Here is a 14,854-nt window from a genome sequence, read left to right on the forward strand (position 1 = left end):
CTCCGAGGGATCCGGTCGTGATGACACGATCCTAACTTGGACTTTGTCCAAGTCAACACTGGAACCAAACTCAGAGCGTGACTTATTCTGGTGCCATGAGTGACCTGCTGGAGAGACTGCGCGGACACGGCTGGCGGCTCACCTCGCAGCGCCGGGTGGTGGCCGAGGTCCTCGACGGCGAGCACGTCCACCTCACCGCGGACGAGGTGCACGCGCGCGCCGCCGCCCACCTGCCCGAGATCAGCCGCGCCACCGTCTACAACACGCTCGGCGAACTCGTCGCCCTCGGCGAGGTGCTGGAGGTCGCCACCGACGGCCGCGCCAAGCGCTACGACCCCAACGCCCACCGCGCCCACCAGCACCTGGTCTGCTCCGGCTGCGGCGCGATCCGCGACGTCCACCCGCACGGCGACCCGCTCGCCGACCTCCCCGCCGCCGAGCGCTTCGGCTTCACCGTCACCGCCGCCGAAGTCACCTACCGCGGCCTGTGCCCCGACTGCAGCCCCTGACCGGCAGCCGGCCGACGGCCCCGTTCGAGGCGGCGGGCTACGCGCTGAGCTCCGCGTGCAGCGCGCCCAGCAGCCGCCCGGCCCGCTCGGCGACCTCGGCCGGCCCGTAGTCGATCGCCCGGCGGCACCAGTTCTCGGCCTGCACCGGCTCGCCCCGGCGCAGCGCCAGCAGCGCCAGGCGCAGCGCGGCGCGCCCGTGCCCGGCGTCGGCGGCCCGGGTGTACCAGAGCATCGCCTCCGCCTCGCTGTCCTGCCGGGCCAGCAGCAACCCCAGGTTGAACGCGGCACTGCGGCTGCCCGCCTCGGCGGCCCGCCGGTACCAGCTCTCGGCGATCTCCAGCGCCCCGCGCTCGGCCGCCCGCACGCCCATCCGCACCTGCGCCCGCCGGTGCCCGGCGTCGGCCGCCACCGCGTACCAGTGCTCGGCCTCGGCGTCGGCGTCCCCGCGCCGGTCCAGCACCGAGGCCAGCCGGAACGCGCCCTCCGCCGAACCGCCGGCCGCCGCCTGCCGGTAGCGCTCCAGCGCGCCGGGCAGGTTGCCGCGCTGCTCCTGGGCGACGGCCAGCTGCAGGGCCGCCTCGCCGTGGCCCTCGGCGGCGGCCCGCGCGTACCACTCCTGGGCCTGGTGGTGCTGACCGCGCCCGGCGTGCAGCACGCCGAGGTTGAAGGCGCCGTCGACGCTGCCGGCCTCGGCGGCCTTGGAGAACCACGGCTCGGCGCCGGACTCGTCGCCGCGCTGGAGCAGCACCACGGCCAGCGCGTTGCAGGCCTCCCGGTGCCCGGCGTACGCGGCCCGGCGGTACCACTGCTCGGCCTGCTGCTCGCGGCCGGTGCCGGCGCAGAGCAGGCCGAGGTTGAAGGCGCCGTTCTGGTCACCCGCGTCGAGGGCGGTGCGGTACCAGTGCTCGGCCTGCTTGGCCTCGCCGCGGCTGGCGTGCAGGGCGCCCAGCGCGTTGGCGGCGTTGCCGTCGCCGGCCTCGGCGGCCTCCCGCCACCACTCGGCGGCGGCGGCGACGTCCCCGGAGTCGCGCAGCAGGAAGCCGAGCGCGCAGGCGGCGCGCGGCTCGCCGTTCTGGGCGGACTGGCGGTACCAGCGGGCCGCCTCGTCCAGCAGCGACTGGTCGGTGCGGGCGCGCTCCTCCAGCAGCACGCCCAGGCGCAGCGCGGCGCGGGGGTGGCTGCGGGCGGCGGCGGTGCGGTACCAGGCCTCGGCGGTGTCCTTGTCTCCGGCGGCCTCGCGCATCCTGGCCAGCCGGTAGGCGGCCTCGCGGTGCCCGGCGTCGGCGGAGACCTTGAACCAGCGCTCGGCCCGCACGTCGCGCCGGTGCTCCATCAGGTCGCCCAGCGCGTAGGCGCCGAGCGGGTGGCCGTGGTCGGCGGCGAAGTGCAGCCAGTACTCGGCGGCCTCCTCCTCGCCCTGGTCGCGCAGCTGGAGCCCGAGCGCGTGGGCGGCCGGGGCGCTGCCCGAGACGGCGGCCTGGCGCCACCACTGGCCGGCCTCGGCGCGGTGGCCCTGCTGGTGCAGCAGCACGCCGAGGTTGTTGGCGGCGGCGCGCAGCCCGGCGGCCGCGGCGGCGCGCAGGTAGGGCTCGGCGTCCTCCAGGTCGCCGCGGCGCAGCAGCAGGGTGCCGAGCCGGCAGGCGGCGTCCGGGTCGCCGCCGTCGGCGGCCTGCCGGTGGCGGGCCTCCAGGGCGGCGCACTCGCGGGCGGCCAGCGCGGTCTCGAAGCTGGTCGGGTCCAGGCCGGCCAGGTCCAGCGCGGCGCCGGCGGGCGCGTCCTCGCCGTCGGCCGCGCCGTACGGGCCGACGGCGGCGGAGAACTGACGGGTGGACACATGAACCAGGCTGTCCGGGCCGAACCCGCCGGCCGAGGGGCGTTCGGACAGGCCGCTGGTGCGCTGGGCGGGCAGGGCTCCCGGGCGGCCGTCGGGGCTCTCGGCGCTCTCCGCCCAGGCGTCGGTGTCCGCTTCGGCGGCCGCACCGGACTTGGCCCCTGACTTGCCGATCAGCCTCATGCCGACTCCCGCTCCCCCAGAGTGTCGCGGCATCGTGCCCCGGCCCGCGGCCGGAGGGACTCGCGGGAGAGGCGCCGGACCAGACGGCCGGTCAGCAACCGCGCACCGTCCCCCATGTGTCCCATCGTCGCATCACCCGCTACCCGCGTACACCTGCCCCGGCCGAATTCGGGCGGGGCGAACCCGAAGCCGACGAAATTGCTTCGGCGCTTTGTCGATTTCCCGACACTTCCACCCCACAAACCCCAATGCCGTCCCCGTTGGCGACGGTCGATAGTACCGGAGCGGTTCCCCCCGCTTGGGGAGGGAAACGTCCGCGCCCGGAAACGCGAAGGGCCCGGAGGAAGAATCCTCCGGGCCCTCGGCTACTGAGTAGCGGGGACAGGATTTGAACCTGCGACCTCTGGGTTATGAGCCCAGCGAGCTACCGAGCTGCTCCACCCCGCGTCGGTGGTTAAACCATAGCACGGACACGGGGTGGAACCGAAAACGGTTACCGCAGCTCAGCGAGGACTACGGGGTCGGGCTCGGCGACCCCGACCCCGTCGGCGTCGCCGTCGGGGTCGGCGCCGGGGTCGGCGCCGGGCCGCCGCCGCGGGCCGCCTCGGCCGCCTTCAGGGCGTCGCCGAGCGCCTTCTGGGCGTTGCCGTACGCCGCCCAGTCACCGTTCTTGAACGCGGTCTGGCCGTCGTTGTACGCCTTCTCCGCGTCCGCGAGCGCCTTCTGCAGCTCCGGCGAGATCGTCCCGCCCGGCGCCGGGGTGGCCGGCCCGGTGGGCGAGGGCGTCGTCGGCGAGGTCGGCGTCCCGCCGGTGCCCGGGGTGGACGGCGCGGTCGGGGTGGTCGCCGGGGCCGCCCCCGCGAACACCTTCTTCAGCGCGTCCTCCAGGGTGTTCTCGAACGCCACGTTGTCGTCCCCGTACACCGCCAGGACCTTCTGCAGCGTCGGGTACTTGGCCCCGCGTCCGCGCACGTACACCGGCTCGACGTTCAGCAGCCCGTTGCCGACCGGCAGGGTCAGCAGGTTGCCGTACTCCAGCTCCGAGTCGCCGCCGCTCTTCAGCAGCGTGATCTGCGAGGCCACCTCCTGACGGGAGTTGAACTTCGACTGCACCAGGCCCGGGCCGGGCGCGCCGCTCTCCCCCGCCATCTTCAGGATCCGGATCTTCCCGTAGTCGTCGCCCGGATCCGCGTCCACCGCCATGAACGCCGCCAGGTTCGGCCGCTGGTTCGGCACGAAGGTGCTGGTCAGCGAGAAGCTCGCGGCGTTGGTGTCCGGCATCCGCACCGTCACGTAGTACGGCGGCTGGACCTGCTTGGTGTCACTGGTCGGGTCCACCGGGACCTGCCAGATGTCGCTGCCGTTGAAGAAGGAGTTGGCGTCCGTCACGTGGTACTGGCCCAGCAGGTCGCGCTGCACCTTGAACATGTCCTGCGGGTAGCGCAGGTGCGGCAGCAGCGACTGCGGGATGTCCGCCTTCGGCTCGACCGTGCCCGGGAAGGCCTTCATCCAGGTCTTCAGCACCGGGTCCTTCTCGTCCCACTGATAGAGCTTCACCTCGCCGGTGTAGGCGTCCACCGTGGCCTTGACCGAGTTGCGGATGTAGTTGACCTGGTTGGCGACGGCCAGCAGCTCACCGCGCTGGTTGGTCAGCGAGTCCTTGGTCGCCGTGCCCAGCGTCGTCTTCGAGGAGAACGGGTAGCCGTCCGAGGTGGTGTAGCCGTCCAGCACCCAGACCACACGGCCGTCCTGCACCACCGGGTACGGGTCGGCGTCGATCGACAGCCACGGCGCGACCTTCTCCACCCGCTCCTTCGGCGTCCGGTTGTAGATCACCTTGGCGCCGTCGGTGATCGCCCCCGCGTACAGGATCTGCGGCTCGGCGAAGCGCACCGCGTACGCGGCCCGGGTGATCGGGTTGTCCAGCGAGACCCCGCTGTCCCCGGAGTAGGTGTACTCGGCGTTCTGGCCGGTCTTGGGGTCGGTGTAGTCGATCTCCTTGTTCGAGCCGCCGACGATCGAGTACGTCGTCGTCTTCTCGCCGTAGTAGATCCGCTGCTGGTAGTCGCCCAGCGTGCCGGTGGCCGGCAGGCCCGACTCGGTGAACACCGGCTGGCCCCGGTCGTCGACCTGGTTGCCCTTGGCGACCACCGCGCCGTAGCCGTGGGTGTACTTGAAGTGGTCGTTGATCCAGTTGCGCTGCACCCCGTTGAGGTCCAGCTCGCGCAGGCCGATCACGGTGTCCTGCTTGCCCGTGCCCGTGCCGTAGCGGTCCACGTCCAGCGTGCTCGGGAAGGCGTAGTAGTTGCGCTGCTGCTCCAGCGACTGGAACGTCGGCGAGACGATGTTCGGGTCCAGCAGCCGGATGTCCGCGATGGTCTGCGCGTCCGGCTTCAACGCGTCCGCGCTGGTCGAGCCCTGCGGGCTGTACTGGGTGGTCTGCGCGTCCGCGATCCCGTACGCCTGGCGCGTGGCGTCGATGTTCTTCTGGATGTACGGCGTCTCCTTGGCCTGCTCGTTCGGCTTGACCTGGAACTGCTGCACGATCGCCGGGTACAGCCCGCCGATCAGCACCGCCGACAGCACCATCAGCCCCAGCCCGATCAGGGCCGGCGCCCAGGTGCGGCGGATCGGCGTCAGGAAGAACAGCACCGCGCAGATGATCGCGACGAAGAACAGGATCGTCTTGGCCGGCAGGAACGCGTTGGCGTCCACGAAGCGCAGGCCCGTCCAGCCCGAGACGCCCTTGTACGAACCGGTCTTCACCGCCAGCGCGTACCGGTCCAGCCAGTACGCCACCGCCTTCAGCAGCACGAACACGCCCAGCAGCACCGCCAGGTGCCCCTGCGCGCCCGCGCTCGCCCGCCGCCCCGGGCCCTGCAGCCGCAGCCCCCCGTACAGGTAGTGCACCAGCGCCGAGGTCAGCAGCGAGACGATCACCGCGCTGAACGCGAAACCCAGCACGAACTCGTAGAACGGCAGGTCGAAGGCGTAGAACGAGACGTCCATGCCGAACTGGGCGTCCTTCTCACCGAAGGACGTCGCGTTCGTCCACATCAGCCAGGTCCGCCACTGGCCCGACGCCGCCGCACCCGCCACCAGACCGATCACCAGCGAGACGCCGATCAGCGCCCAGCGCTTGAACGGCGCCAGCCCCGCCCGGTAGCGGTCCAGGCTCTGCTGCTCGACCGACATCGCCGACAGCGGCGGGCGCAGCCGGTGCGCCAGCCAGACGTTGAAGCCGACGATCACCGCCATCAGCAGGCCGAACACCGCGAACAGCCCGATCTTCGTCCACAGCTCGGTGGTGAACACCGAGGAGTAGTGGACCGACCTGAACCACAGCCAGTCCGTCCAGAACCCGGCGAACATGACGAACAGCAGGAACAGCACCGCGAGCACGCCCAGGGTCAACAGGGCCACCCGCGCCCGCCGGGAGGGCGGGCCTACCCTGCGCCGGAAACCCGGCCCTGAGCGTTCCGGCATCTGGAATACCACGGTGGCACCTCAGCTGTGTCGTCTGGAATCGGTCGGTCGTCAGAGCAACTTAACCAGGCTTCGACCGAGTTCCCACCGTTAGCAGACGGTTACGACGCCGCTCCCCCACACCCTCGCCACCTTGCCCCGAGCCCGCCCGGCGGGCGCCACCCGCCCGGCGTGTGAGGATTGAGTCATGTCCGACGCGTCTGCATTCACGAACTCCCCCGGCTCTGCCGACGATGTATCCAAGCTCCCCGCCGCCAACCCGCTCACCCGGGCCGCGCTGGAGATCGACGAGTACGTTGCCACCCTCGGCTGGGACCTCCCGGCCCGGCTGTTCGCCCTGGTGGACAGCGCCGCCCTGCGCAAGGCCGACCCGAGGATCGCCGAGCAGCTCGGCCTCGCCGACGGCGACGAACCCGGCCTCACCCCGGTCGAGCAGGACGAGATCCCGGCCGGCATGGAACTCGACAAGTTCCTCGGCACCATCGCCTGGCCCGACGCGGTGGCCGGCTGCGCCCTGGTCGTCGAGCGGCTGATGCTGCCGCCGGGCGCCGAGCAGTCCCGCCCGCGGGGCGCCAGCGACGCCCAGCTCGCCGAGTGGGTGGCCAACCACCCCAAGCGCGAGGAAGTGCGGATCACCGCCGCGGTGCTGCGCGACGGCAAGAAGGAGATCGCCCTGCGGCTGCGTTCCAAGGACGTCGCCCGCGAGGTGCTGACCGGCCCGGACCTGGTGCCCGGCCTGACCGACGCGCTGCTGGCGACCTTCTCGTAACCGCCCCCGGGCCCGGGGTTACTTGGCGCAGGACGGCAGCGCGGAGGTCTGCCCGGAGCGGATCTGCTCCAGCGACTTCAGCGCGCCGTCCAGCGTGTCCGCCTTGATCAGGGTCAGCCCGGACGGGACGTTCTTGGTGGCCTCGGCACAGTTCGAGGACGGGGTGAAGAAGTACTCGGCCCCGGCGTCCCGGGCGGCGATCAGCTTCATCGATATCCCGCCGATCGGGCCGACCTTGCCGTCGTCGTCGATGGTGCCCGTGCCGGCGACGAACTTGCCGCCGGTGAGGTCGCCGCCGGGGGTGAGCTTGTCGATGATGCCGAGCGAGAACATCAGCCCGGCGCTGGGGCCGCCGACGTCCTGAAGGCCGATGTCGATCTGGAACGGGTAGGTGTGCCGGATCCCGGTGCCGATGCCGACCACCGCGAGGTCGGCGCGCTCGGCCGGGGCCTTCGGGTCGAGGTCCTTGGCCCGCACGGTCGGGACGGTGACGTCGGTCCTGGCCCCCGGGGTGGCGGTGCCGTTGCCGGAGGCGTCCTTGGCCCGCGGAACCACGGTGAAGACGACCGACTCGCCCGGCTTGTGCTTGGTGACGGCGGCGACCACCTGGTCGACCGAGGTGACCGGGGCGCCGTCCACGGCGGCGATCTGGTCGCCCGCGTGCAGCCGGCCCTCGGCCGGTGCGCCCGCGGTGACCGACTTGACGATCAGGTCGCTGCCGACTGGGATGCCCAGCTGGTTGAGCGCGGCGGTGCGGGCGCTGTCCTCGGAGGAGGCGAACTCCTCGGCGTTCTGCTTCTTGGCGTCGGCGTCCGACTGCCCCTTCGGGTAGACGTTGTCGTGCGGCACCACCAGCACGTCGTCGCGCAGCCAGCCGACCACGGCGTTGACCAGGCTGGGCTCGTACTTGGCCCCGGTGACCTGGACGGTGGTCATGTTGAGGTGCCCGCTCGCCTTGTACGAGTCGTGCCCGGTGATGCTGATCACCGGCTTGCCGCCCTGGTCGCCGAGCGTGTTGTACGTCGGGCCCGGGCTCATCTCCGTGTACGGCACCTTCATCAGCACCGAGACGCAGAGCAGCGCTATGAGCAGCAGAGTGGCAGCGAGCATCGTCGCGGAGCGGCGTGGCATGCCTCGACAGTACGGGACGCGGGTGACGCGGCGCCCGGCGGGCTACCGGCCGGAGTGCTCGCCGGGGGCGGCGGTGTCGGCGGTGGTGCGTTCCATCGCGGCCATGAAGCGCCGGTGCTCGGCGAGTGAGGCCGGGTCCCCCGTGGCCTTCGGGGCCCGCTGGGCCCAGCCGGCCCAGACGGCGGCGGCGAGGACGGCGACAACCGGAATGATCAACCAGGCGAGCGCACCCATATCAGTACTCCCAGCTCGTCGTGTCTATGAGCAGATTAACCACTCCGGCGGACAACGCGGCTGGCGCCGTCCGGGTAACGGCACGGCCGATCGGCTCACTTCCAGGGACTATTCGGCGCAGCCACCCAGACCCGTTCGGGTGATGCGGCGGCGCGCCTGACCCCATGGACGCACTCCGTGTGCATCCGGTTCCGCCGCACACCCGACGAGGGGTCAGCAGCCGCCGGCGCCTACCCACTCCTCCTCGCCGTCGGCGAAGACCTGGTGCTTCCAGATCGGCACCTCGTGCTTGAGGTCGTCGATCAGCCGGCGGGCGGCCGCGAAGGCCTCGCCGCGGTGGGCGCAGGAGACCGCGACGATCACGGCCTTGTCGGTGATCTCGAGCCGGCCCACCCGGTGGACCGCGGCGAGCGCCTTGACCGGGAAGTCGGCGACGACCTTCTCGGCGATCCGGCGCATCTCCTGCTCGGCGGTGGGGTGGCAGCTGTACTCCAGCGCGGCGACCGACTTGCCGCCGTCGTGGTCACGGACCGTCCCGACGAAGACGGTGGTGCCGCCGGCCGCGTCGTCGCCGACCGCCTCGTACACCTCGTCCAGCGAGAGCGGGGTGTCGCGGATGGCGAGCAGGCGGATGGGGTCGTGGTTCTCGGACATGACCCCATGATTCCTCATCCCAGCCGGATGCGGGCAAGATGTTTCCACATCACGATGTGGAAATTTCGCATCGTGAGAAGTGTCGCCGCTCAACGGGCTCGACGGGGCTCGACGGGCTCCCCGGGCTCGATGGGCTCCCCCAGGCCGATCCGGGGGCCGACGCCGGGCCGGTCAGAGCCGGCGCCGCTTGCGGGCCCGGCGCACCAGCGCCGCCGTACCCACCAGCGCCACCGTCGCCCCGGCCGCCCCCAGGCTGGTCGCCGCCTCCTTGCCGCCCAGCCGGCGCCCGGCCACCGCGTGCTTGCCGGACACCTGGGCCAGCAGCTCCGCCAGCACCTGCTCGTTGGTGAACTCCGGACGCCACCCCGCCTCGTGCAGCCGGCTGCCCGACACCACCCACGGATACATCGTGTACGCCAGGTCCCCCGCCGGGGCCGGGGTCAGGCCCAGCCGGTGCAGCCGCGCCGCCGTACCCAGCGCCAGCGACGCCGGCAGCTCCATCCGCCGGATCCCCGACAGCCGCTCCACGTCCTCCTGCTCCAGCCAGCCGTCGCAGCCGACCGTCACCTCGCCCTCGACCAGGCCCAGCGCCGCGTACTCCAGCGCCGCCGACAGGTCGTCCACGTGGCAGAACTGCCAGCACGGGCGCGAGCCGGCCACCACCAGCAGCCGCGGCGCCTCGAAGTGCCGGGTCAGCACGGTGTCCACACCGGGGCCCACCACCACGGCCGGGCGCAGCACCGTCACCTGCAGCCCGGGGTGGGCGCGCGGCGCCCGCCGCGCCAGGCGCTCGATCTCCAGCAGGTCCCCGACCAGCGAGGCCTCCTCGGTCGCCCGCAGCTCCGAGTCCTCGGCCAGCGGCACCTCGTTGTCGGCCAGCGCCCCGTAGACCATCGCGGAGGTGCACAGCACCACCCGGTGCACCCCGGCCGCCGCGGCCGCGGTCAGCACCGTCTGCGCGCCCCGCACGTTGTAGGCGCTGCGCGCCCGGGGATCGGACTCCATCCCGAAGTCCATCGCCAGGTGCACCACCACGTCCACCCCGGCCAGCCGCTCGGCCACCGCCGGGTCCCGCACGTCCAGCACCCGCCACTGCACACCCGGCACGTCACCGCGCCGGTCGTCCACCGCCAGCACCCTGCGCACGTGCGGAGAGGCCACCAGCCGGGCGGCGACCCGCTCGCCCAGCACCCCGGCGGCACCGGTGACGGCCACGGTCAGCGGCCGCCCGCCGTAGGCTGGAGGCGGCGACGCCGTGGTGTCCGACGCGTCCTCTCCTCCGGTCAGCCCAGAGCGAACGTCCGAAGGCGGGGAACTCACCGGCCATCCTCCACGGTTAGCTTATGTGCGTACGGACGTGTGTCACGTACGTCCATCCTGCCCGAGGCGAAGGCCCGGCGGTGCACCCGGCGCGGGCCTGCCGCGCGGGAGCCGCCCACGAGTCCGCTCCACCGCAACCCCGGGCGGGCAGTACTTCCCGCCACACCCGCATGACGGCCGACCGGATCGAGGACCCCGTGAGCGACCTTCCCTTCGGATTCGGCGTTCCGCCCGAGGAGCCCGAGGACGGCAAGGCCAAGCCCGACGACGCGCAGAAGAAGAAGGACCAGGGCCCGGCCGGCTCCGGCGACAGCGGCCCGCAGCCCTTCGGCTTCGGGGCCGGTAACCCCTTCGGCGCGATCTTCGGCATGCCCGGCGCTCCGGGCGGCCCCGGCGGAGCCGGTGCCGACAACCCCTTCGCCGCGATGTTCGGCGGCCTCAACCCCAGTGACCTCGGCGCCGCCTTCCAACAGCTCGGCCAGATGCTCTCCTTCGAGGGCGGCCCGGTGAACTGGGAGCTCGCCACCAACATCGCCCGGCAGACCGTCGTCGCCGAGCCCGCCGAGGGCAAGAGCAAGGACCGCTCCGTCAGCGCCACCGAACGCGCCGCCGTCGCCGAGGCCGTCCGCCTCGCCGACCTGTGGCTCGACGGCGTCACCGAGCTCCCCTCCGGCGCCGGCACCGCCGTCGCCTGGAGCCGCGCCGAGTGGATCGAGGCCACCCTCCCGGTCTGGAAGGACCTCGTCGACCCGGTCGCCGAGCGCGTCGGCAACGCCATGGGCGGCGTCCTGCCCGAGGAGATGCAGGCCATGGCCGGCCCGCTGATGGGCATGATGCGCTCCATGGGCGGCGCCATGTTCGGCACCCAGATCGGCCAAGCACTCGGCGCCCTGGCCGCCGAGGTCGTCGGCTCCACCGACGTCGGCCTGCCGCTCGCCCCGGCCGGCAAGGCCGCCCTGCTACCGCAGAACGTCGCCGAGTTCGGCGAGGGTCTGAGCGTGCCCGCCGAGGAGGTCCGGCTCTACCTCGCCCTGCGCGAGGCCGCCCACCAGCGGCTCTTCGCCCACGTGCCGTGGCTGCGGGCCCACCTGCTGGGCGCCGTCGAGGCCTACGCGCGCGGCATCAAGGTCGACACCTCCCGCATGGAGGAACTCGTCGGCCAGCTCGACCCGAGCAACCCCGAGGCGCTCCAGGAGGCCCTGGCCGGCGGCCTGCTCCAGCCCGAGGACACCCCCGAGCAGAAGGCCGCGCTCGCCCGCCTGGAGACGGCGCTCGCCCTGGTCGAGGGCTGGGTCGACGCCGTCGTGCACGCCGCCGCCGAACCCCACCTGCCGCAGGCCGGCGCCCTGCGCGAGACCGTCCGCCGCCGCCGCGCGGCCGGCGGGCCCGCCGAGCAGACCTTCGCCACCCTGGTCGGCCTGGAGCTGCGCCCGCGCCGGCTGCGCGACGCCGCCCGGCTGTGGGCGCTGCTCGCCGACGCCCGCGGCGTCGAGGGCCGCGACGCCCTGTGGGAGCACCCCGACATGCTGCCCACCGCCGCCGACCTCGACGACCCGGACGCCTTCGTGCACCGCGGCGGCGGCGACGACCTGGAGGGCGGGATCGACTTCGACGCCCTCGACAAGCTGCTGGGCGAGGCCGCGGCCGGCAAGCCCGACCTGACCAAGAGCGACCAGCCGAGGACCGACGAGCCGAGGCCCGACCAGGACGGCACCGACGGAAAGGGCGAGCCCACCGCATGACGGCCACCGACACGGGCGGGTCCGCCCTGCACGCGGACGCCGTCCGCACCCTGACCGACTGGCGGCCCGCCGACGAGGACCAGGAACAGCTGCGGCGCGACTACCTCGCGCACCTGGCCGAGCAGCCCGGAGGCCTCTACCGCTCCTGCCTGCCCGCCCACATCACCGCGAGCGCGGCGGTCGTCGACCCGGCAGCCGGGCGGGTGCTGCTCACCCTGCATCCCAAGGTCGGCATGTGGCTGCAGATGGGCGGACACTGCGAGCCGGGCGACGCCGACCTCGCCTCGGCCGCGCTGCGCGAGGCCGTCGAGGAGTCCGGCATCCCCGACCTGACCCTGCTGCGGGACAACGGCACCCCCGTACCGGCCAAGCTGGACCGGCACCTGGTCCGCTGCACCGGCAAGGACCGGCCGGAGAACACCCACCTGGACGTCCAGTACATCGCGCTGGCCCCGGCCGGGGCGCAGGCGCTGATCAGCGAGGAGTCGCTGGACCTGCGCTGGTTCGACTACGACCGGCTGCCGGAGCTCACCGACCACTCGGTGCGCGACCTGGTCGCCCGGGCGCGGCGGCTGACCGGCTGAGGTGCGACACGGAAAGGGGGCGCGGGCCGTATCGGCTCACGCCCCCTTTCCGTTCGACTCTTCCGTTGCCCCTTCCCGGTGGCGCTTCCCGGTGGCGCTCCTCCCGGACTCAGCCGCAGGAAGCCGCCGGATCCTCGCCCGGGGTGCCGTGCCGGGCACCCGGGATGTGCGGCAGACGGGCGGCGGAGACCACGCCCTCCAGATAGCCGCGGGCCCGCTCCGTGCGCGGGTAGGCCTCCAACAGCGCCCAGAACGCCGGCCCGTGGTCCGGCACCAGCAGATGCGCGAGCTCGTGCAACAGCACGTAGTCCAGCACGTACTCCGGCATGCCCTGCAGCCTGTGGGACAGCCGGATCGTCCCCTCACTGGGCGTGCAGGAGCCCCAGCGCGAATTCTGGTTGGTCACCCAGCGGACCTGCGCGGGCTGGGCGCGACCGCCCAGGTAGGCCACCGACAGCTCCCGGGCCCGGGCCATCAGGGCGTCGTCCCCGAGGATCCGCCGACGTTCCTGGGCGGCGAGCTTCTCCAGCATCTGCGCGATCCACCGCTGCTCCTCGGCGTGCGACATCCGGGCCGGGATCAGCACCACGGTGCGGTCGCCCTCGCGGTAGGCGGAGACGGTACGGCTGCGGCGGGCGCTGCGCCGCACCTCGACCCGGCTGCGGTCGTGCGCTTCGGGCGGCACCGCCCCGGTGGGCGGGGGCTGCAGCCTCGTCTGCGGCTGCTCGTGCTGCTGCTCGTCCGGGCGCCCACGTGTGCTCGGCGCCGCCGCCTGGGACCCGGACGCTGCACGGGCACGCCGACGCGACACCGGTGGATGGGAGTCCCGCTCGGCCGCCATGGCACACGACGTTACCCGGTACCACTGGCAGAAGTCCGCTGCCATGGCCGAAATCTTTCGTGGAGCGATCGGGAACGAAAGGCCGACGGAGGGTGTCCGGAAACCGACGTCCGAGCGGATGGGCAGTTATCCACAGGACCTGCAAACAGATGGTGTGATCATGCGCCCAGACCTGTGGATAACTTTCAGCACACGGTCGACGCGATGGGGCATGCTGCGGTCAGCCGTCCGGAAACGATCAGAAGGGAGATCGTCGTGCGCCTCGCTCTGAAGCCCGCTCTGTCCCGCAGCTGGCGGGACTCCGAGACCCTGCAGTTCGGCACCGTCACCCGGTACGCGGGGGTGCTCGAAAACGCCGACAAGACCCTCTGCGACTTCCTCGGGCTGGTCGACGGAACGCGCGACCGGCCCGAGCTCCTGGAGGCCGGCGAGCGGATCGGCCTCGGCCGCGAGCACGCCGACACCCTGCTGACCGAACTGGAGGAGATCGGGCTGCTGGACGACGCGGAGGCGACCGACCGGGCGCTGTCCCGCTTCCCCCAGCCCCACCGGGACCTCCTCGGGCCCGACCTCGCCTCACTGTCCCTGGTCCACTCCGGCCCCGGCGCCGCACCGGCGGTCCTGACCCACCGGGCCGAGACCCGGATCGAGGTGCGCGGCGCGGGTCGGGTCGGCGCCGCCGTGGCGGCTGTGCTCGCCGCAGCGGGCACCGGCACGGTCACGGTGTCCGACGGCGGCCGGGTCAAGCCCGGCGACTGCTCCCCGGCCGGGCTGCCGCCCGCGGACATCGGGCGGCTGCGTTCGACGGCCGCGCGGGAGGCGGTGCAACGGGCCGCGGGCCGGCCACTGGTGCCCGTCCCACGGCGGAAGTCCGACGACCCGCCGCCCGACTTCGTGGTCCTCGCACCCCGGGACGGCAGCGCCGCCTTCGCGGGCGGGACGTACGAGGCCAAGCTGCTGCTCCGGGCCGGGGTGCCGCATCTGTACGTGGGCGTCGTCGAGGAGTTCGGCATCATCGGGCCGCTGGTGATCCCGGGGCGGTCGGCCTGCGGGCACTGCCTGGTGCTGCGCAGGGAGGACGAGGACGCCGCGTGGGCGCGGGTACTGGCCCAACTGGCAAACAACGGCCCGGGCCGGGCCCGCACACCGGCCTGCGACACGGCCCTTGCGACGGCCGCCGCCGGACTGGCCGCCCTGCATGTCCAGGTGTATCTGGACGGCGGCCGGCCGCCGAGCGTCGACGGCTGGTGCGAGGTGTCGGCGAGCGACGGGATGCCCCGCCGCCTGCGGCTGCGAGGACACCCGGACTGCGGCTGCCTGTGGCAGCCGCTGCCGCCGGGCTGAGGAGTCGTCGAGGGAGGAGGAACGAGAAGCATGCCGGGAACAGGTCCGGCGGCTGCGGGGCTCAGCAGCCGCCCGACCTGGGCCCGGACGGAGGGCCCGACGCCCGGCCAGGTGAGCCCATGGCCCGCGCCCTGCCTGGGGCAGGGCGCGGGCCGGGGGAAAAGGGCGCCCCCATTCACGGGTAACCGGGGGGCGCGGGGGGGGGGGGGGGGGGGCGGCGGGCGGG

General features: G+C 73.2%; 12 protein-coding genes and 1 tRNA gene. 5 read left to right on the forward strand and 8 right to left on the reverse strand.

Annotated features, from left to right (window positions below; genetic code table 11):
• Positions 1 to 95: 95 nt before the first annotated feature.
• The gene (locus ACZ3UD_RS07975) at positions 96 to 509 is read left to right on the forward strand and encodes a Fur family transcriptional regulator (RefSeq protein WP_380615436.1); all 414 of its coding nucleotides are present in this window, start codon (positions 96 to 98) and stop codon (positions 507 to 509) included.
• A gap of 37 nt (positions 510 to 546) precedes the next feature.
• On the opposite strand, the gene ACZ3UD_RS07980 is transcribed toward ACZ3UD_RS07975, so the two are convergent.
• The 3 genes from ACZ3UD_RS07980 to ACZ3UD_RS07990 all read right to left on the reverse strand — a co-directional run bounded on the left by ACZ3UD_RS07980 (position 547) and on the right by ACZ3UD_RS07990 (position 6,009).
• The gene (locus ACZ3UD_RS07980; protein ID WP_465583599.1) at positions 547 to 2,523 is read right to left on the reverse strand and encodes an SEL1-like repeat protein; all 1,977 of its coding nucleotides are present in this window, start codon (positions 2,521 to 2,523) and stop codon (positions 547 to 549) included.
• A gap of 373 nt (positions 2,524 to 2,896) precedes the next feature.
• Positions 2,897 to 2,970 (reverse strand) — tRNA-Met (locus ACZ3UD_RS07985).
• A gap of 66 nt (positions 2,971 to 3,036) precedes the next feature.
• Positions 3,037 to 6,009, reverse strand: a complete 2,973-nt coding sequence (locus tag ACZ3UD_RS07990) for a UPF0182 family membrane protein (protein ID WP_465583602.1) — start codon at positions 6,007 to 6,009, stop codon at positions 3,037 to 3,039.
• Positions 6,010 to 6,196: 187 nt separating this feature from the next.
• Between ACZ3UD_RS07990 and ACZ3UD_RS07995 the strand changes: the two genes are divergently transcribed.
• The gene (locus ACZ3UD_RS07995) at positions 6,197 to 6,778 is read left to right on the forward strand and encodes a PPA1309 family protein (protein WP_465583605.1); all 582 of its coding nucleotides are present in this window, start codon (positions 6,197 to 6,199) and stop codon (positions 6,776 to 6,778) included.
• An 18-nt stretch (positions 6,779 to 6,796) separates the two neighbouring features.
• On the opposite strand, the gene ACZ3UD_RS08000 is transcribed toward ACZ3UD_RS07995, so the two are convergent.
• The 4 genes from ACZ3UD_RS08000 to ACZ3UD_RS08015 form a co-directional block, all read right to left on the reverse strand.
• A complete protein-coding gene (locus tag ACZ3UD_RS08000; RefSeq protein ID WP_465583608.1) occupies positions 6,797 to 7,909 on the reverse strand; it encodes a YlbL family protein in 1,113 nt (370 codons plus the stop codon).
• A gap of 42 nt (positions 7,910 to 7,951) precedes the next feature.
• Positions 7,952 to 8,125 carry a hypothetical protein gene (locus tag ACZ3UD_RS08005; RefSeq protein ID WP_387630858.1) on the reverse strand — a complete coding sequence of 58 codons (174 nt, stop codon included), beginning with the start codon at positions 8,123 to 8,125 and terminating at the stop codon, positions 7,952 to 7,954.
• 231 nt (positions 8,126 to 8,356) lie between these two features.
• Complete coding sequence (locus ACZ3UD_RS08010; RefSeq protein ID WP_465583611.1) at positions 8,357 to 8,797, reverse strand: molybdenum cofactor biosynthesis protein MoaE; 441 nt, start codon at positions 8,795 to 8,797, stop codon at positions 8,357 to 8,359.
• Between the two features lie 171 nt (positions 8,798 to 8,968).
• Positions 8,969 to 10,117, reverse strand: a complete 1,149-nt coding sequence (locus tag ACZ3UD_RS08015; protein ID WP_465583614.1) for an NAD-dependent epimerase/dehydratase family protein — start codon at positions 10,115 to 10,117, stop codon at positions 8,969 to 8,971.
• 197 nt (positions 10,118 to 10,314) lie between these two features.
• On the opposite strand from ACZ3UD_RS08015, the gene ACZ3UD_RS08020 reads away from it, so the two are divergent.
• Both ACZ3UD_RS08020 and ACZ3UD_RS08025 read left to right on the forward strand, forming a co-directional pair.
• Positions 10,315 to 11,859 (forward strand): zinc-dependent metalloprotease, encoded by a 1,545-nt coding sequence (locus ACZ3UD_RS08020; RefSeq protein ID WP_465583617.1) that lies wholly within the window; start codon positions 10,315 to 10,317, stop codon positions 11,857 to 11,859.
• Positions 11,856 to 12,443: an NUDIX hydrolase gene (locus ACZ3UD_RS08025; RefSeq protein WP_465583619.1), complete on the forward strand. Its 588-nt coding sequence runs from the start codon at positions 11,856 to 11,858 to the stop codon at positions 12,441 to 12,443. Before ACZ3UD_RS08020 ends, ACZ3UD_RS08025 begins: the two co-directional genes overlap by 4 nt.
• Before the next feature lie 109 nt (positions 12,444 to 12,552).
• Here the strand turns inward: ACZ3UD_RS08025 and ACZ3UD_RS08030 are convergent, their stop codons facing one another.
• Positions 12,553 to 13,128: a M48 metallopeptidase family protein gene (locus ACZ3UD_RS08030; protein WP_465583622.1), complete on the reverse strand. Its 576-nt coding sequence runs from the start codon at positions 13,126 to 13,128 to the stop codon at positions 12,553 to 12,555.
• Between the two features lie 411 nt (positions 13,129 to 13,539).
• On the opposite strand from ACZ3UD_RS08030, the gene ACZ3UD_RS08035 reads away from it, so the two are divergent.
• Positions 13,540 to 14,628, forward strand: a complete 1,089-nt coding sequence (locus ACZ3UD_RS08035) for a TOMM precursor leader peptide-binding protein (RefSeq protein ID WP_465583625.1) — start codon at positions 13,540 to 13,542, stop codon at positions 14,626 to 14,628.
• The last annotated feature ends 226 nt before the right edge of the window (positions 14,629 to 14,854 follow it).

The sequence above is a fragment of the Kitasatospora sp. NPDC023118 genome (assembly GCF_055560875.1).

Excerpts from the sequence above, each read along its gene's own strand:
- ACZ3UD_RS08025 (WP_465583619.1), top strand. The coding sequence starts at position 11,856 with ATGACGGCCACCGACACGGGCGGGTCCGCCCTGCACGCGGACGCCGTC.
- ACZ3UD_RS07995 (WP_465583605.1), top strand. The coding sequence starts at position 6,197 with ATGTCCGACGCGTCTGCATTCACGAACTCCCCCGGCTCTGCCGACGAT.
- ACZ3UD_RS07980 (WP_465583599.1), bottom strand. The coding sequence starts at position 2,523 with ATGAGGCTGATCGGCAAGTCAGGGGCCAAGTCCGGTGCGGCCGCCGAA.
- ACZ3UD_RS08010 (WP_465583611.1), bottom strand. The coding sequence starts at position 8,797 with ATGTCCGAGAACCACGACCCCATCCGCCTGCTCGCCATCCGCGACACC.
- ACZ3UD_RS07975 (WP_380615436.1), top strand. The coding sequence starts at position 96 with ATGAGTGACCTGCTGGAGAGACTGCGCGGACACGGCTGGCGGCTCACC.
- ACZ3UD_RS07990 (WP_465583602.1), bottom strand. The coding sequence starts at position 6,009 with ATGCCGGAACGCTCAGGGCCGGGTTTCCGGCGCAGGGTAGGCCCGCCC.
- ACZ3UD_RS08000 (WP_465583608.1), bottom strand. The coding sequence starts at position 7,909 with ATGCCACGCCGCTCCGCGACGATGCTCGCTGCCACTCTGCTGCTCATA.